This is a genomic window from Nonomuraea sp. NPDC052116 (genome assembly GCF_040680035.1).
In the GTDB taxonomy this organism is placed as follows: Bacteria; Actinomycetota; Actinomycetes; order Streptosporangiales; family Streptosporangiaceae; genus Nonomuraea; species Nonomuraea angiospora_A.
This window is the reverse complement of sequence record NZ_JBFAWA010000007.1, coordinates 320134-342207: the sequence shown is the minus strand read 5'-3', so window position 1 is coordinate 342207 and position 22074 is coordinate 320134. Positions and strand designations below refer to the sequence as shown.

General features: G+C 69.1%; 22 protein-coding genes. 15 read left to right on the top strand and 7 right to left on the bottom strand.

Translation table 11 applies throughout. From position 1 onward, the window contains the following. Window positions 1-585 precede the first annotated feature (585 nt). On the top strand, window positions 586-1410 hold the full coding sequence (locus tag AB0L65_RS16385) for an LLM class flavin-dependent oxidoreductase (protein ID WP_364245601.1): 825 nt from the start codon (window positions 586-588) through the stop codon (window positions 1408-1410). A gap of 324 nt (window positions 1411-1734) precedes the next feature. Here the strand turns inward: AB0L65_RS16385 and AB0L65_RS16380 are convergent, their stop codons facing one another. From AB0L65_RS16380 to AB0L65_RS16360, 5 genes are all read right to left on the bottom strand, one after another. After that, a complete protein-coding gene (locus AB0L65_RS16380; protein ID WP_364245598.1) occupies window positions 1735-2034 on the bottom strand; it encodes a hypothetical protein in 300 nt (99 codons plus the stop codon). Between the two features lie 627 nt (window positions 2035-2661). Next, entirely contained in the window at window positions 2662-2790 is a 129-nt protein-coding gene (locus AB0L65_RS16375) for a hypothetical protein (protein WP_364245595.1), read from the bottom strand. Further along, a complete protein-coding gene (locus tag AB0L65_RS16370) occupies window positions 2787-3215 on the bottom strand; it encodes an arsenate reductase ArsC (protein WP_364245592.1) in 429 nt (142 codons plus the stop codon). The genes AB0L65_RS16375 and AB0L65_RS16370 overlap by 4 nt, the downstream gene beginning before the upstream one ends. A gap of 9 nt (window positions 3216-3224) precedes the next feature. Beyond that, a complete protein-coding gene (locus tag AB0L65_RS16365) occupies window positions 3225-3947 on the bottom strand; it encodes an aquaporin (protein ID WP_364245589.1) in 723 nt (240 codons plus the stop codon). Next, entirely contained in the window at window positions 3944-4327 is a 384-nt protein-coding gene (locus AB0L65_RS16360; protein ID WP_364245587.1) for a metalloregulator ArsR/SmtB family transcription factor, read from the bottom strand. Before AB0L65_RS16360 ends, AB0L65_RS16365 begins: the two co-directional genes overlap by 4 nt. 83 nt (window positions 4328-4410) lie before the next feature. Here AB0L65_RS16360 and AB0L65_RS16355 point away from each other — a divergent pair, with 83 nt between their 5' ends. Then, window positions 4411-4869 carry an ArsI/CadI family heavy metal resistance metalloenzyme gene (locus AB0L65_RS16355; protein ID WP_364245584.1) on the top strand — a complete coding sequence of 153 codons (459 nt, stop codon included), beginning with the start codon at window positions 4411-4413 and terminating at the stop codon, window positions 4867-4869. Window positions 4870-5765: 896 nt separating this feature from the next. Here the strand turns inward: AB0L65_RS16355 and AB0L65_RS16350 are convergent. Beyond that, entirely contained in the window at window positions 5766-6776 is a 1011-nt protein-coding gene (locus AB0L65_RS16350) for a hypothetical protein (RefSeq protein ID WP_364245582.1), read from the bottom strand. A 349-nt stretch (window positions 6777-7125) separates the two neighbouring features. On the opposite strand from AB0L65_RS16350, the gene AB0L65_RS16345 reads away from it, so the two are divergent. From AB0L65_RS16345 to AB0L65_RS16315, 7 genes are all read left to right on the top strand, one after another. After that, a complete protein-coding gene (locus AB0L65_RS16345; protein WP_364245579.1) occupies window positions 7126-8226 on the top strand; it encodes a histidine kinase in 1101 nt (366 codons plus the stop codon). Window positions 8227-8254: 28 nt separating this feature from the next. Next, window positions 8255-8938: a response regulator transcription factor gene (locus AB0L65_RS16340; RefSeq protein WP_364245576.1), complete on the top strand. Its 684-nt coding sequence runs from the start codon at window positions 8255-8257 to the stop codon at window positions 8936-8938. A 109-nt stretch (window positions 8939-9047) separates the two neighbouring features. Then, complete coding sequence (locus tag AB0L65_RS16335) at window positions 9048-9674, top strand: class I SAM-dependent methyltransferase (protein WP_364245574.1); 627 nt, start codon at window positions 9048-9050, stop codon at window positions 9672-9674. 14 nt (window positions 9675-9688) lie between these two features. Further along, window positions 9689-10858: a hypothetical protein gene (locus AB0L65_RS16330; protein ID WP_364245572.1), complete on the top strand. Its 1170-nt coding sequence runs from the start codon at window positions 9689-9691 to the stop codon at window positions 10856-10858. A 31-nt stretch (window positions 10859-10889) separates the two neighbouring features. After that, window positions 10890-11837, top strand: a complete 948-nt coding sequence (locus AB0L65_RS16325) for a phosphotransferase (protein WP_364245569.1) — start codon at window positions 10890-10892, stop codon at window positions 11835-11837. A gap of 29 nt (window positions 11838-11866) precedes the next feature. Next, window positions 11867-12427: a dihydrofolate reductase family protein gene (locus AB0L65_RS16320; RefSeq protein WP_364245566.1), complete on the top strand. Its 561-nt coding sequence runs from the start codon at window positions 11867-11869 to the stop codon at window positions 12425-12427. A gap of 37 nt (window positions 12428-12464) precedes the next feature. Beyond that, window positions 12465-12989 carry a DUF305 domain-containing protein gene (locus tag AB0L65_RS16315; protein ID WP_364245563.1) on the top strand — a complete coding sequence of 175 codons (525 nt, stop codon included), beginning with the start codon at window positions 12465-12467 and terminating at the stop codon, window positions 12987-12989. Here AB0L65_RS16315 and AB0L65_RS16310 read toward each other — a convergent pair. Further along, complete coding sequence (locus tag AB0L65_RS16310; RefSeq protein WP_364245560.1) at window positions 12964-14076, bottom strand: alpha/beta hydrolase; 1113 nt, start codon at window positions 14074-14076, stop codon at window positions 12964-12966. The genes AB0L65_RS16315 and AB0L65_RS16310 overlap by 26 nt on opposite strands. A gap of 47 nt (window positions 14077-14123) precedes the next feature. Here AB0L65_RS16310 and AB0L65_RS16305 point away from each other — a divergent pair, with 47 nt between their 5' ends. The 6 genes from AB0L65_RS16305 to AB0L65_RS16280 all read left to right on the top strand — a co-directional run bounded on the left by AB0L65_RS16305 (window position 14124) and on the right by AB0L65_RS16280 (window position 22070). Next, window positions 14124-14819 (top strand): FadR/GntR family transcriptional regulator, encoded by a 696-nt coding sequence (locus AB0L65_RS16305; RefSeq protein ID WP_350723811.1) that lies wholly within the window; start codon window positions 14124-14126, stop codon window positions 14817-14819. 20 nt (window positions 14820-14839) lie between these two features. Then, entirely contained in the window at window positions 14840-16087 is a 1248-nt protein-coding gene (locus AB0L65_RS16300; protein ID WP_364245556.1) for an extracellular solute-binding protein, read from the top strand. Between the two features lie 112 nt (window positions 16088-16199). Continuing rightward, entirely contained in the window at window positions 16200-17048 is an 849-nt protein-coding gene (locus AB0L65_RS16295; protein WP_364245553.1) for a sugar ABC transporter permease, read from the top strand. Beyond that, a complete protein-coding gene (locus tag AB0L65_RS16290) occupies window positions 17045-17854 on the top strand; it encodes a carbohydrate ABC transporter permease (RefSeq protein WP_364245551.1) in 810 nt (269 codons plus the stop codon). The genes AB0L65_RS16295 and AB0L65_RS16290 overlap by 4 nt, the downstream gene beginning before the upstream one ends. Beyond that, the gene (locus AB0L65_RS16285; RefSeq protein ID WP_364245548.1) at window positions 17854-20841 is read left to right on the top strand and encodes a glycoside hydrolase family 38 C-terminal domain-containing protein; all 2988 of its coding nucleotides are present in this window, start codon (window positions 17854-17856) and stop codon (window positions 20839-20841) included. The genes AB0L65_RS16290 and AB0L65_RS16285 overlap by 1 nt, the downstream gene beginning before the upstream one ends. After that, on the top strand, window positions 20838-22070 hold the full coding sequence (locus tag AB0L65_RS16280) for an enolase C-terminal domain-like protein (RefSeq protein WP_364245545.1): 1233 nt from the start codon (window positions 20838-20840) through the stop codon (window positions 22068-22070). Before AB0L65_RS16285 ends, AB0L65_RS16280 begins: the two co-directional genes overlap by 4 nt. Window positions 22071-22074: the final 4 nt, after the last annotated feature.

Below are 22074 nucleotides of genomic sequence, written 5' to 3'. Positions count from 1 at the left end.
TGAGCCGCGTCTTTGCCCCTGGTGCTCGAAGGTCTTGCCGACCCGACCGGGTGACAACGAGGACGTTCGATCATGGACGTCCACGGACTCTGACGGACGGCAAAAGGCAGGCCACCTCCTCGGCGGGGGAGGATGAGCAGGTCCTTGATTTTGCTCGTAATGAAGGGGTCTGGGGTTCGAATCCCCAAGGCGGCTCCAGGCCAGAAGCCCTCCGCAAGATCGCGGAGGGCTTCTGCGTGCTGTTCTGGGCTCGTGCGTTCTCGACACAGGGGTACCGCGCACCAGTACCGTCATGGGACAACATTCCTATGGCACGAGGCATAGGTCTTTCGGGAGATAAGCCGTGATCACGGTGCGGACCTGATGTCGTGGGATGCGCCCTCATCCCTCCACGCGTAGGCATGTAGCCACAGGTTCCACCCGAACCGAAACTCCCGGCGTCGTGTCGGTGTTCAGGTTGAGTCGTCGGGTTCCGCCTTCGATGTCGTGGAACGACAGCCGACTGTCCCATCGACCTCGACGTGCTCGATCCACCGTCTGGTGTCAGGCTCAGTACGTTCGATTCTTTGCGCCTTGGAGGTTGTGATGCGTGCAGGCGTCGTGGTCACCGCACACCCCGGCGTGGAGGACCTCGCCGTACAGGCCGAGGAGTTGGGCCTGCACAGTTTCTGGCTCAACGACACCCCGATGGTCCACGGCGACCCCTTCGTCGCCCTGGGACTGTGTGCGAAGGCCACCAGCCGCATCAGGCTCGGCATCGGCGTGACCTCACCGGCGCTGCGCTCGGCCCCGGCCGCCGCGAGCGCGTTCGCCAGCCTCAACGCCCTGGCACCAGGCCGGATCATCTGCGGGATCGGCACCGGGAACACCGCCCGGCGCACCCTGGGCATGCGGCCGACCACAGCAGCCACGATGGAGAACTTCACCGCCGCGCTGCAGAACCTGTGCGCCGGACGCACCATCGAGTACCGCGAAGGTGACCGAGTCCGTAACGTCCGATTCCTGCACACCGGGGCGCACGCGAACACGGCCGACCCGATCGAGTTCGTCGTGGCCGCGCTAGGACCGAAGGCCGCCGCCGACACCGCTGCCGACGCACGTGCTTTCGCCGACCAACTCGGCCCCGGGGAACGCGAGGCGGTGCGGCGACTCCTCGACCGGCGCGGCACCACCGCCACCGCACCCGACCGGCACACCAAGCTCTACCCCAACTACCTCGAACGCATCGCACCGGAGGACCGGGACCTGATCCTGCCCTCACTGATGAACACCCTGGCCTTGGTCGGCACCCGCCACGACCTCCGCGCCCGCATCACCACCCTGGAACAGGCCGGCATCGACGAACTGCTCATCCAACCGGTGATCGACCCACCAACCGAGATGGCCCAGCTCGCGAAACTCCTCACCTGAGCGGACCCGCCAGCCGTGCGCATGCGGTTCACCGACAACAAGACCTGAACAACTTCGGCCGAAACCGTTCGGATCAAGATGACGGGCCGCAGGCCAGCACGCCCGGAAGGGACACAAGCAGAAGCCTCGGACGCTGGTGCGTCGGCGGGCGAGGCTTCTTCGCGTTCTCGGTACTCACCTCAGGAGGCGTCCCGCATTGCTCCTTGCCGCGAACGCCTGATCAGTTGTTGCAGGGCTCGGGTCGTCGCAGCTTGCTCCCGGGCAAGGCGACTCGGATATGAGGAACATCTGCCATGGGTACCAGAACGCGGTGGTGAGGTGGCGCTACTGGTAGACGTAGATGCTGGCCGCGGTGAAGGGGAGCCAGTCGACGGCGCCCGGGGACATGTAGAAACGCGGTCCCTGGCAGTCGCCCTCGGGGAACAGCATCACCACGCTGTTGGTGTTGTTGTAGGCCCGTACGGCAGAGTCGACGGGGTGGCATCCCTCGGCGGGGTTTTCGAGGGCATATGCTCTCCCATCGGAGAACCACAGGGTCACCCATCCTTGTGCGGCGGATGCGGAGGCGGTGACGGCGAGTGTCCACCCTATTGCGAGAGCGGCGACGGTGGTGAGACGGCGCATAGGACCTCCTCGCAGCTTGCGTGGAGACTTTCCCCCAGCGAGCCTCAGTGCATAGTAGTTAAACAATTACTGACAGTCACTATTGGTTTTAGGGTCAACCTCAGGACTTCTGGTGCTGGGTCGAACAAGAACGCAGGCGCTCGACTGGGGTATCCCAGATCGGCGTCTCGCCATGTTTCTTGCTGCCAACGACTGATCGGTTGTTGCGACGACCCCTCGAATGCATCCATGAGGGCTCAAACGCGGGGCTTATGTGGCTGGGCGGACAGTAACTCATTCCTGCAAAACGGCTACAGCCAACGACGGCAACAAGTACGGGGTCTCGACGGCCACCTCACCCGCCAGAGCCAAAGGCACCGGAACTTGGGAGATCCTCTCCGCGAGCGGCAAGGCGGTGGGCGCGGAGGTCATCACCGGAGACGTGGTCTTCCACTGTCTGTGGTTCGAACCCCAAGGCGGCTCCAGGCTGGAAGCCCACCCGCGTGATCGCGGAGGGCTTCTGAGTGTCTACGTTCTTGCTTTCACGAGACGCCGACGCGGCGATCCAGCCGAGTTGCCGATCAGGCGTGCCGTCGAGGGCGACGTGGCGATGGTCGGGCAGCTTGGATGTGTCGAACTGGGCCCAGGTCAGGCGGTGGTCTCGAAGGTGGCCTGGCCTTCGTCGATGCCGAGCTGGCAGACGGCCGGCACCTGATCGGCATGGGCGGCACGCATGGACTCGATGGCTGGCCCATGGGCCGTCCCCTCCAGGCTCACCTGTCTGCGGGAGTGGAGGTGAGGTCAGAGATCAGCGCACGTACGCGGGCCTCGATCGCGTCCCGGATCGGGCGTACGGCTTCGACGCCTTGCCCGGCCGGGTCGTCCAGCACCCAGTCCTCGTAGCGCTTGCCGGGAAAGATCGGGCAGGCGTCGCCGCAGCCCATGGTGATCACGACGTCGCTGGCCTGTACGGCATCGACGGTGAGCACCTTGGGAATCTCGGCCGAGATGTCGATGCCACGCTCTGCCATCGCCTCCACCACGGCCGGGTTCACCTGATCGGCAGGCGCGGAACCGGCCGAACGCACGCGTACCCGATCGCCGGCCAGGTGGGTCAGGAAGGCGGCGGCCATCTGGGAGCGGCCCGCGTTGTGCACGCACACGAACAACACCTGCGGCGGCGCGTCGATCTGGTCCGGCACGGGTTCCTCCTATCGAGGCTGGTAGGCAGAGGCGGGGACGGGCTCCGCGGCGGGCTGCGGACTGTTCGGGTAGAGCGCGACCAGCAGCAGGCCGCCGAGCGCGGCTCCGGCCAGTTGGGCGACGATGAAAGCGGGCACCGAAGCAGGGGCGATCCCGGCGAAGGTGTCGGTGAAGGCCCGGCCCAGGGTGACGGCGGGGTTGGCGAAGCTCGTACTGCTGGTGAACCAGTAGGCGGCGCCGATGTAGCCGCCGACCGTGACCGGGGCGAGTGCGGCGCGGCCTTGCCGGGCCAACGCGAAGACGACCACGATGAGCCCCGCGGTGGCCACCACCTCACCCAGCAGCAGGTGAGGGGCCGACCGGTCACGAGCCGAGATCTGAACGGCCGGGAGCGCGAACATGGCGTTCGCCAGCACTGCCCCCGCGACGGCTCCGGCGACCTGGGCGGGCAGGTAGGCCGCCACGTCCCGTCCGCGCATCGCCGGGGCAGCGTCGCGTCGGGTGAGCACCCAGGCCGCCACGGAGACGACCGGATTGAAGTGCGCGCCGGACACGGGTCCGAGGATCAAGATGAGCACCGCCAGACCTGCCGCCGTGGCCAGGCTGTTGGCCAGCAGTTGTACGCCGACGTCACGCGAAAGATCGGTTGCCATGATGCCGGAGCCGACCACCACGGCCACCAGGGCGGCGGTGCCGGCGAACTCGGCAAGTGCCCGGCGTGCCAGGTTCACCGCACGTCCGCGACAAGCGTCTCGGGCAGGGCCAGTACGCCGGTCAGGCGCTTCAGCGTGGCCGGGATGATCCAGTAGTAGACCCAGGTGCCGCGCCGCTGACTGTCGATCAGGCCGGCCTCACGTAGCACTTTGAGATGATGCGAGATCGTCGGCGCGGTGACCGCGAAGGCGCCGGTCAACTCACACACGCACACCCCGTCACCGATCTGGCGGCCGCTCTCCTGCGCGCCGATCATGGACAGCAGCCGCAACCGGATCGGGTCGCCGAGCGCCTTGAACACGCGAGCCATCTCCGCAGCCTCGTCTTCAGCGATCGGCTCCGCGATCAGCTGTGCGCAGCACTCGGAGGCGAGCACCGGCAGCTCCTGTTTCGACATATCTCTAATTTGACAGATTCCTAAGCAGGGGCGCAAACTCGGCACTACTTAGACATCCGTCGAAACAACGATGGGAGACCGTCATGTCTCGTGTCCAGCTCGCCCTCCGCGTCGCCGACTTGGAAGGCTCGATCACCTTCTACTCCAAGCTGTTCGGCGCCGAACCGGCCAAGCGCCGCCCCGGCTACGCCAACTTCGCCATCGCCGAACCCCCGCTCAAGCTGGTGCTCATCGAGGGGGAGGAGGGCGAGCCGACCCGCATGGACCACCTCGGCGTCGAGGTCGAGGACACCGCCCAGGTCAACGCCGCCACCCAGCGGCTCAAGGACGCCGGGCTGGCCACCTTCGAGGAGGACGACACCTCCTGCTGCTATGCCCTGCAGGACAAGGTCTGGGTACACGGTCCTGGCGCCGAGCCATGGGAGGTGTACGTGGTCAAGGGCGACGCCGACACCCTGACCAAGGAAGCCGATCCGGCCTGCTGCACCCCGGCCGGCGAGCAGGCCACCGAGCCGGTCAGCACCTCGGCCAACTGTTGCTGACCACGGGCTTCTCTTCGCTCGCTGTGGCCCGCGCGTGCAGGCTTGCGGGCCATCCCTGTAGGCGCGCACTTCTGAGACGCTGGGCGCGCTGAGCTGCATCTTTGTGCGTGGCGCTCGAAGGTCCTGCCGGCCCGACCGGGTGACGAAGCGGGGTGGCAACGAGGGCGTTCGATCATGGATGGCAAAGGCAGGTCACCTCCTCGGCGGGCTGGTCGCGCTGCGGCTCTTCGGCCGGTCGCGGCCAGCGCCGCCCACGCGCATGACCGCCGCCACGAAGGACCCGAGTCGGCGAAGCTCACGACGAATGGGACATCAACTCGGGTATCGCATTCTCAGCTCGTCCATTGCGAGGTCCCAGAAGGACCTGTAGCGCCTAGCACCAGCCAGCCGTGGCGCGAGATACCAGGCTTCCCACTCAGCTTCAGAGGTGCTGACGTGCGGATTGAGGAGAACGACTCCATCGTCCCAATACCCGGCCAGAAGGGTGTCGGCTACATACTCCCCTCTCATGTTGCCGGAGACTTGCTCGTCGCCCAGTGGACTGACCGCCGGGTGGCCAGAACCCTCGGTCACCGGATGCCGTGCGGGGAAGCGTTCAGACCATGCGTACTGGGCACTCATGGTGAAGAAGATCTCCCGTTTCGAGTGGCTGTTGCACGTGCAGCACAAAGCTTGGGCTGCCCCTCCCGATAACCTCCAGGCGTGGGACATGCGCGAGATGATCAAGGTATGGCATCTATCGATGCTCAGCATCCCCGCAGGTCACCCAATACGCCGGACCACAGGAGCGCCTGATGCGGGGTGTCGAAAATCTCGGCCGCCCCGCTTCCGGTCCTCGGCCTGGCGGCCCTGCGGTCTGGGTGGGGTTGCCACCGGTCATGGGGGTTTGTGCGCTCTCAAGCGCGCCCCGACGAGTCAATGGCGCTTCGCGTGCGCCGGGCGAGCAGGGCCAGCAGGGCGGTCATGACGAGTCCGAGCGCGGCCAGCGACAGGCGGTCGGTGGTGTTCTCGCCGTTGGCGATCACCCCGAACACGGTGTGCGCCACGAGCGCCCCACCGGCCAGCGCCAGGCTGTGCCGGTCGTGCCATCCGCCGTGTGCCGTCCATCGGCGCAGCAGTACCGCTGCCACCACCGCCAGGAGTGCCGCAGCCACCATCGGGATCGCCACCCAGCCGCCTTGGGTGAAGGCCGGGTGCCGGGCGCCGCCGAAGGGGAACAGGAGCGCGAGATATCCGAACGCCACCACCCCGGCCAGGCACGCGACGGCCGGCGGCGCGGGAACCGTCCGGGGCGCGGCGGGCGGTACGTCCGTCGGGCGGGGGACGAACCGCAGCCCGATCACCGCGAGCACCGCGATGGCCAGCACGAACGCCGCCAGCACCGCCGGCGGCGCCTGGTAACCGGGGTCGATGAAGGCCGTCGTCCACCGCAGCAGCAGGGCGCCCAGCACGAACACCACCCCCGCCACGACCAGCCCGGTTCGCCCCAGATAGGGACGATGGCGGAGATCCGGGATGATGAGATCCACCAACAGGATCGGCAGCGCCACGCTGAAGACCGCGTGGTAGGGGATGTTCAGCTCGGTGTAGGCGCTGTTGAGGCCGAGGATCCTGGGTGCCCAGTCGGCCACGCCGTAGATGGTCGGGCTGGTGAGCGCCTGCAGCGCCAGCCCTTCCTCCACGATCCCGTACGCCGCCCCGAGCAGCAGGATGGCGAGCCAGCCCCGGCCGGTACGGCGTACCAGCTCGCGGATCAGTACGGTGCCGGCGCCGTAGATCGGCACCCACAGCAGCAGCAGCCACGCCTGGCGGAGGGGCGGATTGCCGAGCGTGAGCTCGGCGACGACCGGGGTGAGCCCGGCCAGCAGGAGCGCGGCCCACCGGCCGCGTGCTCGTGAAGTGACCATGCGCCTACCGTCTCCTGCGGCGGGCGCGGGGCGCTGCTGCCGCCAGGCCGGTCCATGGCCTCTTCGGTCGCTTCCGGGTGGTGACTTTGGTTGCCATGGCGGGGCGGCGATGGTGACGTTGGTTGCTTACCAGGTGTAAGGGCGGCGGATACGATCTGCGGTTGTGTTCGCAGCACAGGGCCAGGACGGGGGCCGCCGGGACGGCGAACCCTGGAGGCATGGAGAAGCCGCAGACGATGGCGGCTCGGGACGGGACCGCGCAGCCGGGAGTGGCTGGGGATCGGGGGCGGGTGAGCGGCCGAGGGCGGGGCGGTCGCCGCGTGATTGGGCGGTCGGGGCCGGTGGCATCGTGCTCGCCGTGGCCGGGGCCGGGGCGGTGGTCTGGGGGGATCTGGTCCCCGGGACGCCCGGCTGGTACCAGTGGGCCGACGTGGCCGGCGGGGCTCTGGCGTGCGTGGGGCTGTGGCTGTGCCGGCGGTGGCCGGTGGCCGCCTCGCTGGTCGTCATCGCGCTGTCCGTCCCGGCCGCGGCCGCGTCGGTGGCCGCGGGGATCGCCGCGCTCGTCGCGGCGCTGTACCGGCGACCGCCCGTGGCCGTCGCGGTGGGGGTGGCGTGGGTGGCGGCGACGCTGGTCAGGTTCGCCTGGCGGCCGCCGGGGCTGGCGCCGTACCCGGTGTGGGCGCTGGTCGGCGTGCTGTTCGGCGGGGCGATCACGGGCTGGGGCATCCTGGCCAGGACCCGGCGGGAGCTGCTGGCGTCACTGGCGGAACGGGCCCGCCGCGCCGAGGCCGACCAGCGGCTGCGCGCGGAGGAGGCCCGCCGCGCCGAACGCCTCGGCATCGCCCGCGAGATGCACGACGTGCTCGCCCACCGGCTGTCGCTGCTGGCGGTGCACGCCGGGGCGCTGGAGTTCAATGCCGGTGCCAGGCCGGACGAGGTCGCCGAGGCGGCCGGGGTGATCCGGACCAGCGCCCACCAGGCCCTGCAGGAGCTGCGCGCGGTCATCTCCGTGCTGCGCGAGAGCCCGTCGGCCGAGCTCCCGCTGACCGGGCTCGCGCCGCTGGTGGAGGAGTCGCGGCGGGCCGGGATGCGCATCGAGCTGCATGAGCACGACGTACGCTTCGCCGACCTGCCGGAGACGACGCGGCGCACGGCGTACCGCGTCGTGCAGGAGGGGCTGACCAACGCGCGCAAGCACGCGCCCGGCCGGCCCGTCACCGTCGTGGTCTCCGGCGCGGCCGGTGAGGAGCTGACGGTCGAGGTGCGCAACCCGCCGGCCGCCGGGCAGGCGGCGGCGGAGCTGGCCACGACCGGGGGCGGAGCTGGGCTGGCCGGGCTGGAGGAACGGGTATCGCTGGCGGGCGGGCGTCTGGAGCGGGGACGTACCGAAGGCGGCGGGTTCCGGCTGGCGGCGCGGCTACCATGGCCACGTGAGCGGCCCCATGAGTGAGCCGGTGAGCGGGTCTGCGGGTCCGCCCGTGAGTGGGTCCGCGAGCGCGCCCGGGGGTGCGTCCGCCGCGATCCGGGTGCTCATCGTCGACGACGACGCGCTCGTCCGTACCGGGCTGACGTTGATGCTCAAGGGCGCGCCCGCCCTCCAGGTGGTGGGCGCGGTGGCGGACGGCGCGCAGGTCCAGGCCGCGGTCGGCGAGTACTCTCCCGACGTGGTGCTGATGGACATCCGGATGGCCGGCCTCGACGGCATCGACGCGACCCGCAGGCTGCGCGCCCGCCAGGACGCGCCGGAGGTCATCATCCTGACCACGTTCGACGCCGACGAGCACGTGTTCCGGGCGCTGCGCGCGGGAGCCAGCGGGTTCCTGTTGAAGGACACGCCGCCCGAGGGGATCGTCGAGGCGATCCGGCGCGTCGCCGCCGGCGAGCCCAGCCTGTCGCCGAGCGTCACCCGGCGGTTGATCGCCCACCTGGTGCCCGAGGAGGACAACCGGCGGCGGGCAGACGCCCGGCGGGTGCTGTCGGCGCTCAGCGAGCGCGAACGGGAGGTGGCGCTCGCGGTCGGGCAGGGCAAGACCAACGCCGTCATCGCCGGCGAGCTGCACATGAGCGTGGGCACGGTCAAGGGCTACATCTCCCGCATCCTCACCAAGGCGGGCCTGGACAACCGGGTTCAGCTGGCTCTGGTCGTCCACGACGCCTCGTAGGACAGCCGGCTCGTGCCGCCCTGGCGGTCGCAGGTCTTGCCGTCCCCAAGGCGGCTCCAGGCCAACGGGTGCCTGTTGTCGAAGATCTCTCGTAGGGCATCATGGCGCGATGAGCGTGCGCTACGACGACGTGATCGGCCCCCTCCGAACGGCATATGACGGTGGCGCCGAGCGACGTGAGGTCGGCGGCAAAGCCCCGTGGAAGCTGGCGGAGCGGGAGGCGTTCCTGAGCCGTCTGCGGGGCGACCGTCGCGGGCGACTGCTGGAGGTCGGCGCCGGAACGGGCCAGGACAGTGCGTACTTTCAGGAAAACGGCCTGGAGGTCGTGGCCGTCGATCTGTCGCCCGCCATGGTGGCTCTCTGCCGGGAGAAGGGCGTCGAAGCCCATGTCATGGACTTTCTGAGCCTCGATTTCGCGCCGTGTTCGTTCGACGCGGTGTACGCGCTGAACTGCTTGCTGCATGTGCCCAACAGCGACCTTCCAGCGGTACTGGATGCGATCCACACGCTGATGCGGCCCGGTGGCCTCTTCTTTCTCGGCGTTTATGGCGGAGGCAGCGTGACGGGTGAGGGTCCCTTCGAGGAGGATGATCATCATCCTCCTCGGTTCTTCTCTTTCCGCAGCGATGAGCAGCTCCAGGAGTACGCACGCAGGACTTTCGAGGTGGTGGATTTCCACGTCGTGGGATCTGACGAACTCCGGTTCCAGTCGCTGACGTTGCGGCGATCTGGATGATCAGCTTTGGGACTATGAGAGGAATCCGCAGCGTGTTGGCCAGAGCGATCGCAATAGGCGCGTTGGTGATCGCCGGATTGTCTGATCCGGCAGTGGGAAGCGACTTCCGCCTCGCGTCCGGCGAGCAGGCCGGTACGGCTGCTGCCGCCTTGTCGCGGGTAAATGTCCCTTCCCTCGGCACGCCCGTCGGCAAGCCTCTCAAAGGGCACACAGCCCAGGTGGAGGCGGTGGCGGTGGGCAAGCGCAGTGACGGCACTCCGGTCATCGTCTCCGCCGGCTACGACAAGACCGTGCGGATCTGGGACTTGGACACCGGAAAGGCCCTTGGTAAGCCCCTCAAGGGCCACAAGGGCGAGATCTACGATGTCGCCGTCGGCAGGCGCAGCGACGGGACCCCGGTCATCGTCTCCGGTGCGGCCGATGACATACGGATCTGGAACCTGAACACCGGCAAGCCGATCGGCAAGCCCCTCAAGGCCCGGAACGGGCTTGTCTGGGCGGTGACGACCGGCAGGCGCGGCGATGGCACCCCGGTCATCATCTCCAGCGGTGACGCCCTGACCAGGGACGTCGAAATCTGGAACCTGGACACGGGAAAACTCATCGGCAAGCCGTCCGTCAACCCCTTCGCGTTCACGGTCACCCAACTGGTGACCGGCAATCGCAGCGACGGCACCCCTGTGTTCGTCACGGGCGCGACCAACGGCAGGGCGCGCATCTGGAACATGAACACGGGCAAGCCCCTCAGCAAATCTCTCAGCCGATGCGGCACCTGCCTGGTGGAAGGGCTGGCCGTAGGCAAGCGGGGCGACGGCACTCCGGTGGCCGTCACCGTTGACGTCCCGGGCTCTCCGGCCGAGGAGGACAGCACTCCCAAGAGCTCGATCCGGATCTGGAACCTGGACACCGGCAAGCCCATCGGAGAATCCATCACTGCCCAGAGCGACACCACCATGGAGGTCGCGGTCGGGCAGCGAGGCGACGGCTCCCCGGTCATCGTTTCCGGTGACGGCGGCGGCCTGTCGGTGTGGGACCTGGACACGGGAGCTCGCGTCGGCGGGCCCTTCACCGGGCACACTCGCGCGATATTCGCGTTGGCGATCGGGAAACGCAGCGACGGCACCCCTGTCGCCATTTCGAGCGGCGCCGACAGGACCATCCGGATGTGGAGTCTGGGCGCTTGAGGATCCACGGCACAGCGATGAAGGGCATGTGATGGATGGTCAGCGGTTCGCCGAGATCGCGCGAGCGGCCTTCGGGAAGGGGCGCCGACCGGCAGGGGTCGAGCGGCTCAGGGGCGGGAGCAAGAAGGGTGTTTACCGGCTCGCGTTCGACGACGACGGGCCCGGCGCGATCGTCTACGTCTGGTCCCAGGAGGAGGACTTCTGGCCCGCCGCGGCGAACGCCGACGCGGAGACCCCGTTCGGCCATGCGTCCGGGCTGCGGTTCTTCGAGGTCGCCCATGGGCGGTTGAGCGGCCTCGGGGTGCGGGTGCCTGAGGTCTACCTGGTGGACCGTCCGGGCGACGTCGTGGTGGTCGAGGACGTGCGCGGCGGGACGCTGGAGGCATTGCTGCGCGACGACCCGGCGCGGGCGGGCCGGGTGATGGATCGGCTGGCGGAGAGCCTTGAGGTCATGGGGCGGGAGCGGGCCCCGTGGGTGGGGAAGATCGAGGGGACCCGGCGGCGATCCGCGGTCGAGGTCGTGCTGGAGCACGCGCTGCGGGACCTGGACGAGGCGGCCGTCCGGGTCGGGCGGATCGGCGCGGTCCGGGAGGACTTCGAGAGCGCGCTGCGGGAGATGGCCGCGGGCGTGCGGCCGCGGGCGGATCACGGGCTCATCCACGGGGAGCTCGGGCCCGATCACGTGCTGGTGGACGACCACGACGCGCCGGTGCTGATCGACATCGAAGGCACGATGTTCTTCGACGTCGAATGGGAGCACGTCTTCCTGCGGATCCGGTTCCACGAGCATTACGAACGGCTGCGCGTCCACGGGCTGGACGAGGGCCGGATGAGGCTGTACGAGCTGGCCCAGCATCTGTCGCTCACCGCCGGGCCGCTCCGGCTGCTCGACGGCGACTTCCCGGACCGGGAGTTCATGCTGGGGATCTCGAAGTTCCACAGCGGGGAGGCGCTGGAGTTCCTCGCGAGAAGGCGATGAGTTCCGCGGTCCGGAGCAGTCTTAAGGGCATGCGGAAAATCATCTACTCGATGCTGATCTCCCTCGACGGCTACGTGGAGTCCCCGAACGGCGACATCGGCTGGTCCGCGCCCGATGAGGAGGTCCACGCGTTCATCAACGACATGTCCCGCGAAATGGGCGGATCCCTGTACGGCCGGCGCCTCTACGAGAACATGTCCGCCTACTGGCCCACCGCCGACCAGAGCCCCGACGCCCACGCGCTCGAGGTCGACTTCGCCAGGATCTGGCGGGCCATGCCCAAGTACGTCTTCTCCAAGACCCTCGACCAGGTCGGCTGGAACAGCACGCTCGTCACCGGCGACCTCGAGGAGGAGGTGACCAGGCTCAAGCGGCAGGACGGCGGCGACCTCGACCTGGGCGGGGCCACGCTGGCGGCCGGCGTGCTGCGGCTCGGGCTGGTGGACGAGTTCCGCATCTTCGTCCACCCGCTCGTGCTGGGCGCGGGCAAGCCGTTCTTCCCCCAGCTCGACGCCTCCATCAGGACCCGGCTGCTGGAAACCCGGGCGTTCCCCTCGGGGATCGTTTACCTTCGCTACGAAGTCACGTAGCCTGACAGGAAACCCTTAGGAAGGTTTCCTATCGATTATGCGCGCGCTGCCCGCCTTAGCGGCCCTGCTGCTGATCACGGCCTGCGGCCCGGCCCCGACCCAGGAGGCCCCGGTCAACGCCGAGGACGTGATGTTCGTGCAGATGATGGTGCCGCACCACCGGCAGGGCATCGAGATCGCCAAGGTCGGGGCGGAGCGCGCCACCACGCCGGAGCTCCGGACGCTGGTCGCGGCCATCGCCGGCACGCAGCAGAGCGAGGTCGAGCGGATGCTGCGCTGGCTGCACTCCTGGGACCAGCCGCTCTCGCCCCCGAGCGGCGCGCACGACCACCACGGAGGCATGCCCGAGACCGACGTCAAGCGGATCCAGGCGCTGCGGAAGTCCAAGAGCTTCGAGCACGACCTGCTCAACCTGCTCATCGCGCATCAGGACGACGCCGTGCAGCTGGCCGCCGCCGAGGTGGCGGGCGGGGCCAACCCGGCCGTTCAGCAGTGGGCCGGGCAGGTGCGGACCTCGCGCAAGGGGCAGATCGAGATCATGATGAAGCTGCTGAAGCGGTGAGGAAGTCCCGGAGGGCTCGCTCGTAGCGAGCCTGGTCGACGTTCCAGGAGCCCACGTGGCCGCCGCCTTTCGTGCGTACGAGCGTCACCAGGTCCGGCCTGAGCTCCGCGAACCGCAGCGAGGGCTCGACGGGCACGCTGGTGTCGTCGTCGTCCACGAAGAGCAGGATCGGCTGCCTGAACTCCTTCGCGTGCCGCACGTGGTCGAGATCGTCGAGCGAGATCCCCGTACGCCGCTCCACCACGAACTTGCCCACCGAGGCCAGCCAGCCCGGCACCCCTCGCTGCCGCGCCCCCAGGTCGATGGGCGCGTTCCAGTCCATGACCGGGCTGTCCAGGATCAGGCCCTTGATCGGCTCGCCGGGTAACATCCTGGCCGCCATCGGAGCGATGCCCCCGCCCATCGAGAACCCGTACAGCACCACTCCGGTCGCCCCCTGGCCGCGGGCGTAGGAGATGGCCGCGGCGACCTCGCGCCACTCGGTCGCGCCGAGGTGGAACGTGCCGTCCTCGCTCGCCGGCGCGCCCTCGTCGTTGCGGTAGCTGATCGCCAGCACCGGGATCCCCAGAGAATGGAGGACGGGTAGGAAGCGCAGGGTCTCGGAGGCGTTCGCGTTGCGGCCGTGCACGGCGATCACCCAGGTCCTGGAGGTGCCGGGGGTCCGCCAGGCGGGGAAGTCGCCTAACTCGCCGCGGATCGACACCTTCTCGTACGGCAGGCCGAGCGCCGAGCGCGGGTCCTCGTGACCCCAGATCCAGCGGTCGAGGTACGCGTGGACGCCCGGCGCGAGCGTGCCCCGCCGCACGCGGGTCACCTCCCTGACGACCGTGGCGCCGGCGACGGAGACCACCCGCCCCAGCGTGGCGTTGGCGTCGCGCCAGGTCAGCCCGTACGTGCCGGGCGCCGCGGTGTCGGAGCCGCCCTTCAGCGTGACCTTCGAGCCGTCGAAGGCCACCACCTCCAGCGGGTACGATCCCCCGTGCGAGGGGTCGATCACCAGCCCGGAGTAATACCAGCCCGCGCCACCCAGCCCCACCAGCGCCAGGACCGCCAAGACGGCCGCGATCCACGCCAGCACACGTCTCATGACGAAATCATAGACGCCCACACGAATAAGTGATTAGATCACTTGATATGTCCGAGGTAACGCGGCCGACGCTGTCCGACGCTCTGACCGAGCGCATGCTGGAGCTCATCCGTACGGGAGGGCACCGGCCGGGCGACAGGCTGCCCTCGACCAGGGAGCTCTCCCAGCGTTTCGCCGTCACCACCCCGACACTGCGTGAGGCGCTGCGCAGGCTCGAGGCCACCGGGGCCATCGAGATGCGGCACGGCTCCGGCATCTACGTCGGAACCGACATCGAGCGGGTCGTCCTGCCCAACCCCAACATGCGCGAGATGCACGCCGCCCAGCTCCTGGAGCTGCTCGGCGCGCGGATCGTGATCGAGCCGCCGCTCGCCGCGATGGCCGCGCACAACGCGGACTCCGAGGAGCTGGCCCCGCTCAAGCGGGTGCTCGAAGAGGCGGGCAGGCACCTGCGCGGCCACGACGCCCTCCTGCACGACGCGAACATGTCCTTCCACCGGGCGACGGCCCGGCTGGCCGGCAACAGCGTGCTGCACGAGGTCGTCGACTCGCTGCTCACCGTCCACGGACCCGAGCAGCAGGAGATCCTGCAGATCTTCGACGACCGGCGCCGCGACTACGACGAGCACCTGGCGATCCTGGAGGCCATCGAAGCACGCGACGCGGCGCAGGCCGAGGAGCGCATGCGGGCCCACTTGGTGGACGTCAAGACGGTTATAGAGCACAGGTTGCAATCCCCCTGAAGAAACAAGGAGGCCGGTCCATGTTCCGGTCACGTGTGGTCACGCTCGGCGTGGCGGCGCTCGTCCTGACCGCCTGCGGCGGAAACGGCGCCGAGACGCAGAAGAAGAGCGAGCTGACCCTGTACAACGACAAGGGCGCCTGGACGAAGTACTTCGACCAGATGGGCGCCCTGTCCAAGCAGAGCATCGGCCTGGGCATGAAGCCGACGGGATATACGGACTCGGCCCAATACCAGGCGTTCATCAAGGCGTCGTTCCGCACGAACGTCAAGCCTGACCTGTTCACCTGGCAGACCGGGGGGATGCTCGAAGAGATCGTCAAGCAGAAGCAGGTGGCCGACACCACGGACATCTGGCAGCAGGCGATCCAGGCCGGCGACCTGTCGAAGGACCTCGCGCCGTACTACACGATCGACGGCAAGCAGTACTGCGTGCCGATGAACGTCGCGTACTGGGGCATGTTCTACAACAAAAAGATCTTCGACAAGTACGGGCTCACCGCGCCGAAGACGTGGGACGACCTGGTCAAGGTGGCCGACACGCTGAAGAAGAACGGCGTCAAGGCCTTCTACCACACCAGCGTGCTGTTCTCCTTCGTCTGGTTCGAGCAGCTCATGGCCGGTTCCGACCCCGACCTGTACGACCGCCTGTCCACCGGCAAGGCCAAGTACACGGACCCGGGCGTGGTCCAGGTGATGGAGAAGTGGAAGTCCCTCATCGACGCCGGATATTTCATCAACCCTGGCGATAAAACGGACCCGGGTGACGTGCTGAAGAACGGCAAGGCGGCGATGGTCTCCTTCGGCACCTGGTTCAACACCAGCATGACCCAGCGCGACATGAAGGCCGGCGAGGACTACGACTTCTTCGTCATCCCCAACGTCAACCCCTCGCTGCCCAAGACCTCGATGATCTTCGAGAGCGGCCCGCTCTGCTCGCTGACCAAGGGCGCCGACCCCGCCGCCAACCAGAAGTACCTCAAGTGGTGGACCACGTCGGAGGCGCAGGAGAAGTGGGCGAGCAGCAGGGGAGACGTGAGCGCCAACCCCAAGGTGAGCATCTCGGACAAGGCGCTCGGCACCGTCACGAAGGACGCGGGCAGCGGCCAGTACCGCCTGGTCAACCGGTACTTCGAGGCCACGCCGCCGCCGGTCCTGACGGCCGCACTGGACGGGTTCGGCAAGTTCGTGACGGAGCCCGGCAGCTACAAGGAAGTCCTGGAGACCATCCAGAAGGCCGCTGACGAGTACTGGAGCACCCATCAGTGAGCGAGGGAGCGCCGCCGCCTGGACTGAGGAGCGGCGGGAGCGAAGCGACCAGAGCGACGAGGGAAGGCGGCGGCTCCGGAGCGACCGAGCCCGCCTCCGCGGAGTGGAGGCCATGAACACGCGTGCTCCCATACTCGGGCGGTTCGGTTACGGCTATGTGGCGCCCGCGGTCCTGCTGGTCGCGGGGCTGCTCTACGCGCCGTTCGTGTGGACGGCCTACCTCAGCCTCACCCGCTATGACGGCCTGGAGCCGGCCCAGTGGATCGGCGCGCACAACTTCGGCAAGCTGCTCGACGACCCCGCCCTGCTCACCTCGATCCGCAACACGCTGCTCTGGGTCATCGGCACCATGGTGCTGCCCGTCGGGCTCGGCCTGCTGGTCGCGGTGCTGTCGTACGACATCAAGGGCGGCGTGTGGTTCCGGGTGCCGTTCCTGCTGCCGTACGCGCTGAGCGGCGCCGGCCTGGCCATGGTGTGGAGCCCGATCCTTTCGCACGACGGCATCGCCAACAAGCTGCTCGGCGTGGACACCGCGTTCCTGCAGGACGCGCCGGTCAACACGCTGGCGATGCTGCTGGTCTGGACGTGGCAGCAGCTCGGCGTCAACATGCTGCTGTTCGTGGTGGGGCTGCAGTCGATCCCGAAGGAGCCGATCGAGGCCGCCCGGCTCGACGGGGCCGGCGGGTGGCGGCTGTTCAGGTACGTCATCTGGCCGCTCATGAGGCCGCTGACCGCGGTCGTGGTCGGGCTCGCGCTGGTGGCCAGCCTGAAGACGTTCGACATCGTGTGGGTGCTGACGCAGGGCGGGCCGGGGCGCAACTCGGAGACGCTGGCGGTGACCATGTACAAGGAGACGTTCGTGGCCAGCGACTACGGTTACGGCTCGGCCGTGGCGGTGATGCTAACCGTCGTCACGGGGCTGGCGTCCTACCTCTATCTCAAGCGGCAGGTGTCCCAGTGATCCGGCGTGCCGTCCTGGTCGTGCTCGGGCTGGTCTGGCTCGGGCCGACGTACCTGCTGCTCGTGAACGCCGCGCGCCCGGCCGCCTCGTACGATCCGGGCCGGGCGTGGGCACCCTCGTCCGACTTCGCGCTGTTCGAGAACTTCGCGCGGGCGCTCGACAGCGCCAACCTGACGCAGAGCCTGGCCAGCACCGCGCTCTACGCCGTCGTCTCGCCGCTGCTCGGCGTGCTCATCGGGGCACTGGCCGGGTACACGATCGTGGTGCTGCGGCTCCGGCACGGGTTCTTCTGGTTCATCCTGATCTTCGGCGGCACGGTCTTCCCGTCGCAGATGCTGCTGGTGCCGCTGTTCGTCGGCTACAGCGACGCCGGCCTGTACGACAGCCGCCTCGGCATGATCCTCATCTACACGGCGATCAGCGTGCCGTTGGCCGCCTTCGTGCTGCGCAACTTCTACACCGGCGTAGCGTTCTCGATCTTCGAGGCGGCCAGGATGGACGGCGCCTCCACCTGGCGCATCTTCTGGGGCATCTACCTGCCGATCTCGCTCAGCGCGCTGACGGCGGTGTTCATCCTGGAGTTCACCTTCGTCTGGAACGACCTCATCTTCGGTCTGACCCTGTCCCAGACCGAGGACGTGCGGCCGGTGATGACCGCCATCGCCGGCCTCATGACCGACGTGTACGCCGGGACGCCCGTGCCCGTCGGCCTGGCCGCGGGCCTCGTGGTCTCGGTGCCGACCGTCGTGCTGTTCCTCGCCACCCAGCGCCTCTTCGCCAGGGGCCTGTCTCTAGGGAGTGTTTGATGACGAGCCGGTTGCTCCAGCGGAGCCTGGGCAGTCCCGACTATGACGGGATCAGGCAGGCGCTGCGCGACGACACCTCGACACCGGTGATCAGCGTGCGCGGGCTGGAGGTTCGGGTCGCGGTGCTGCCGCTGTTCACCCATGACGGCCGCCAGGCGGTCAGGGTATCGAGCACCGAGCCGCTGACCCACGTGCTGGTGGGCGTGGACAGCGCGTCGGGCAGCGACGTGACGCTGCTGGTGCCCGAGGTGGACGCGCCGCGCGCGTTCACGCTGGAGTGCCGCGACGACGCGGGGGTGGTCGGCACCGCGCAGGTCACGGTGACCCCGCAGCGCAAGTGGAGCGTGTTCGTCGTCCACCACTCGCACCTGGACATCGGCTACACCGACCCGCAGGGCACCGTGCTCCGCCACCACCTCGACTACTTGGACGCGGCGCTGCGGCTGGCCGAGGAGACCGCGTCCTGGCCGGACGACGCGAAGTTCCGGTGGTCGGTCGAGTCGTCGATGCCGGCGTTGAAGTGGCTGGCCGCGCGGCCCGCCGAGATGGTGGAGTCCTTCGCGCAGAAGGCCCGCGAGGGCGTGATCGAGGTGACCGCGCTGCCGTTCCAGCTCCATACGGAGGCGTGCTCGACCGAGGAACTGCACCGCCAGCTCCGCTTCACCACCCAGCTGGAGCAGAAGTACGGCTTCGCCACCAAGTCCGCCATGCACACCGACGTGCCGGGCGCGGTCGTCGGCCTGGTGGACGCGCTGCACTCGCACGGCGTGCGTTACCTGGCCGCGGCGCACAACTGGGCCGGTCGCTCCGTGCCCTACCTGCACGGCGGCGACAAGCTGACCAGGCCGTTCCGCTGGCGGGCGCCGAGCGGCAACGAGATCATCGTCTGGTTCACGGACACGCCGCACGGCATGGCGTACATGGAGGGCAACACGGTCGGGCTGACCGACTCCTACGAGCTGGCCGACGACCTGCTGCCGCGTTACCTGTCGGCGCTGGCCACGCGCGGTTACCCGTACGGGCCGGGGACGTTCGGCTGGCAGGGGCCGGACGCGCCGAAGGAGCCGTACGAGCTGGACGTGCTGCACCTGCGGGTGCAGGGAGCGCACGCCGACAACGCCGGGCCGTCGATCGTGCCCGCGTCGATCGCGCGCCGGTGGAACGAGGAGTGGGCCTACCCGCGCCTGCGCTCGGCCGTGAACAGCGACTTCTTCGAGCACGTCGAGGAGCGCTACCACGACCGGCTGTCCGTGCACGAGGGCGACTGGACCGACTGGTGGGCCGACGGGCTCGGCTCGGGCGCGCGCCCGCTCGGCTACGTGCGCCGGGCGCAGTCGGCCCTGCGGGTCGCCGAGACGCTGCACACGCTGGCCGGGGTGGACGCGACCGAGCAGGTGGACGCGGCCTACGACAAGGTCGCCCTGTTCAACGAGCACACCTGGGGCGCGGCCAACCCGTGGGAGGACGCCGAGGAGGCGGGCGACTCGGGCGGCCTGCAGTGGACGCGCAAGTCGTCCGGCGCCTACGACGCCCAGGACGACGCGGCCGACCTGCTGCACGCCGCGGTCCGCAGGTTCGGCGCCGCGCTGTCGGAGGCGGGCACCGAGGGCGGCGCGCTGGCCTCGTTCGCCGTCTTCAACCCCGGCACCTGGACGCGGACCGACGTGGTCCGCGCGTTCCTGCCGAGGGACGTGGTGGGCGTGGACGTGCCGATCGCGCTGGTGGACTCGCGGACCGGGGAGACGCTTCCGCACCACGAGGAGCTGGTGCACCCGGACGATTGGCCGACCCGGCCCATCGGGCGGCACGTCCACGCGGTCGTCCCCAACGTGCCCGGCTACAGCTACGCCCGCCTCGACGTCGTGCCCGGCGTGAACCAGGCCCCCGAGCTGGTCGAGCTGGACCCGAGCGGGGTGATCGAGAACGAGTTCTACCGGGTGGCCTACGACGTCCGCGAGGGCTACGTCGGCTCGATCTTCGACAAGCGGGCCGGCCGCGAGCTGGTCAACGGCGACGCGGCGGCCGGCTTCGGCCAGTACGTCTACGACCAGTACGCCACCGCCCCGCATTTCAACCATTTGTCGGGACACGTCGGAGCGCACGACCGCACGCTCCTCGGCGACCGGGCCATCGGCAGGGGCGCCACGATCACCAAGGTCCAGCGCACGGCCGTCGGCGAGAAGCTGGTCGTCGAGCTGCACGGCAAGGGCGTCGACTGGATCCGCACGACGATCGAGCTGCACGCCGGCGTGCCCAGGGTCGACCTGACCTACCAGCTCGCCAAGCAGGGCACCCCCGCCAAGGAGGCCGTCTTCCTGGCCTTCCCGTTCGCCACCGGGCCGGCCACCGCCTGGGAGCTGACCGGCGGCGTCGGCGGTCCTGACGTGCCGCGCGTGCCCGGCTCGGCCGAGTACATGCTGCCGATCAGGCACTGGATCGCTTTCGAGGACCCCGAGCTGACCGTCGCGTGGGCCACGCTGGAAGCGCCGCTGGTGCAGCTCGGCACCATCCACATGCCGTACGCGCCGTTCCCGCCGACCCTCGACCAGGAGGACGGCACGGTCTATTCGTGGGCGCTCAACAACATCTGGGACACCAACTTCCCGGCCCAGCAGCAGGGCGAGACCACGTTCCGCTACGCCGTGACCTCGGAGGCCGGGGCCCAGGGGCGGCGGCTCGGCGCGGCGGCGGCCTCGGGGCTGACCGAGCCGTTCGTCGGCGCGCTCGTCACCGACAGCCCCGACGCCACCGAGACGTACGTGTCCGTCGACCACCCCGACGTGCTCGTCACGTCCCTCGGCCGGGCAGGTGAGGAGCGCGTGGTGCGGCTGCAGTCGCTGGCCGCCGAGCCGGTCGAGGTGACGGTCGGCCTGCCGGGCCTGCGCTCGGCCCGCGGGCTCGACGTGCCAGATGAGGTGGTCAACGAGACGGTCAAGGTACGGCTGCCCGCGTGCGGGGTGGCCGTTGTTTGGGGGACGTGTTCGTGAAGATCGTTGACATCAGGGCCACGACGGTCGCGGTCCCGCTGGAGGCGCCGCTGCGGCACAGCAACGGCGCCCACTGGGGCCGGTTCGTGCGCACGATCGTCGAGGTCGAGGCCGACAACGGGCTGGTCGGGCTGGGCGAGATGGGCGGCGGGGGCGAGAGCGCGGAAGCGGCGTTCCGGGCGCTCGTGCCGTACCTGAAGGACCATGATCCCTTTCAGCTGGAGGCGCTGCGCTTCAAGATCGCCAACCCGACGGCCTCGCTCTACAACAACAGGACGCAGCTCCTGGCGGCCATCGAGTTCGCCTGCGTCGACCTCATCGGGCAGCACCTGGGCGTGCCCGCGTACGACCTGCTCGGGGGGCGGATCCGCGACGCCGTGCCGTTCGCCTCGTACCTGTTCTTCCGGTACGCGGCCAAGGGGTACGGCGAGATCCGCACGCCCGACCAGCTCGTCGAGCACACCAGGCAGCTCAAGGCCGACCACGGGTTCACCGTGCACAAGCTCAAGGGCGGCGTGTTCCCGCCGGACCACGAGCTGGAGTGCTACCGGGCGCTGGCCGAGGCGTTCCCCGACGACCGCCTCAGGTACGACCCGAACGCCGTGCTGTCGGTGGCCGAGGGGCTGCGCTTCGGCCGGGCCATCGAGGGGCTGAACAACGACTACCTGGAGGACCCGGTCTGGGGGCTCGAAGGGCTCAGGGCCATCCGCGAGCAGGTCAGGGTGCCGCTGGCGACGAACACCGTCGTCGTCAACTTCGAGCAGCTCGCCTCCAACGTCATGCGCAGGGCCGCCGACGTGGTGCTGCTGGACACGACGTTCTGGGGCGGCATCAGGCCGTGCGTGAAGGCGGCGGGGGTGTGCGAGACGTTCCAGCTCGGGGTGGCCGTGCACTCCTCGGGCGAGCTGGGCATCCAGCTGGCGACCATGCTGCACCTCGGCGCCGTGCTGCCGAACCTCACCTACGCCGCCGATGCGCACTACCACCAGCTCAGGGACGACGTGATCGAGGGCGGGAAGCTGGCGTACTCGGAGGGCGCCATCGCGGTGCCGTCCGGCCCCGGGCTGGGGGTGCGCCTGGATCCCGAGCGGGTCGCCCAGTACGCCGAGTTCTACCGGGAGACGGGCGGCTACCCGTACGACCGGGACCCCGGGCGGCCCGGCTGGTATGCCACTGTGCCGAACGAACGGTTCGCCGACCCCACCGTGTCCCTTGATATAGCTCCATAATTGG

Bases quoted from the DNA above. Each gene is read 5' to 3' on its own strand.
- AB0L65_RS16385 (WP_364245601.1), top strand. From the start codon at position 586: ATGCGTGCAGGCGTCGTGGTCACCGCACACCCCGGCGTGGAGGACCTC.
- AB0L65_RS16380 (WP_364245598.1), bottom strand. From the start codon at position 2,034: ATGCGCCGTCTCACCACCGTCGCCGCTCTCGCAATAGGGTGGACACTC.
- AB0L65_RS16360 (WP_364245587.1), bottom strand. From the start codon at position 4,327: ATGTCGAAACAGGAGCTGCCGGTGCTCGCCTCCGAGTGCTGCGCACAG.
- AB0L65_RS16355 (WP_364245584.1), top strand. From the start codon at position 4,411: ATGTCTCGTGTCCAGCTCGCCCTCCGCGTCGCCGACTTGGAAGGCTCG.
- AB0L65_RS16350 (WP_364245582.1), bottom strand. From the start codon at position 6,776: ATGGTCACTTCACGAGCACGCGGCCGGTGGGCCGCGCTCCTGCTGGCC.
- AB0L65_RS16335 (WP_364245574.1), top strand. From the start codon at position 9,048: ATGAGCGTGCGCTACGACGACGTGATCGGCCCCCTCCGAACGGCATAT.
- AB0L65_RS16330 (WP_364245572.1), top strand. From the start codon at position 9,689: ATGAGAGGAATCCGCAGCGTGTTGGCCAGAGCGATCGCAATAGGCGCG.
- AB0L65_RS16325 (WP_364245569.1), top strand. From the start codon at position 10,890: ATGGATGGTCAGCGGTTCGCCGAGATCGCGCGAGCGGCCTTCGGGAAG.
- AB0L65_RS16320 (WP_364245566.1), top strand. From the start codon at position 11,867: ATGCGGAAAATCATCTACTCGATGCTGATCTCCCTCGACGGCTACGTG.
- AB0L65_RS16315 (WP_364245563.1), top strand. From the start codon at position 12,465: ATGCGCGCGCTGCCCGCCTTAGCGGCCCTGCTGCTGATCACGGCCTGC.
- AB0L65_RS16310 (WP_364245560.1), bottom strand. From the start codon at position 14,076: ATGAGACGTGTGCTGGCGTGGATCGCGGCCGTCTTGGCGGTCCTGGCG.
- AB0L65_RS16305 (WP_350723811.1), top strand. From the start codon at position 14,124: ATGTCCGAGGTAACGCGGCCGACGCTGTCCGACGCTCTGACCGAGCGC.
- AB0L65_RS16300 (WP_364245556.1), top strand. From the start codon at position 14,840: ATGTTCCGGTCACGTGTGGTCACGCTCGGCGTGGCGGCGCTCGTCCTG.
- AB0L65_RS16295 (WP_364245553.1), top strand. From the start codon at position 16,200: ATGAACACGCGTGCTCCCATACTCGGGCGGTTCGGTTACGGCTATGTG.
- AB0L65_RS16285 (WP_364245548.1), top strand. From the start codon at position 17,854: ATGACGAGCCGGTTGCTCCAGCGGAGCCTGGGCAGTCCCGACTATGAC.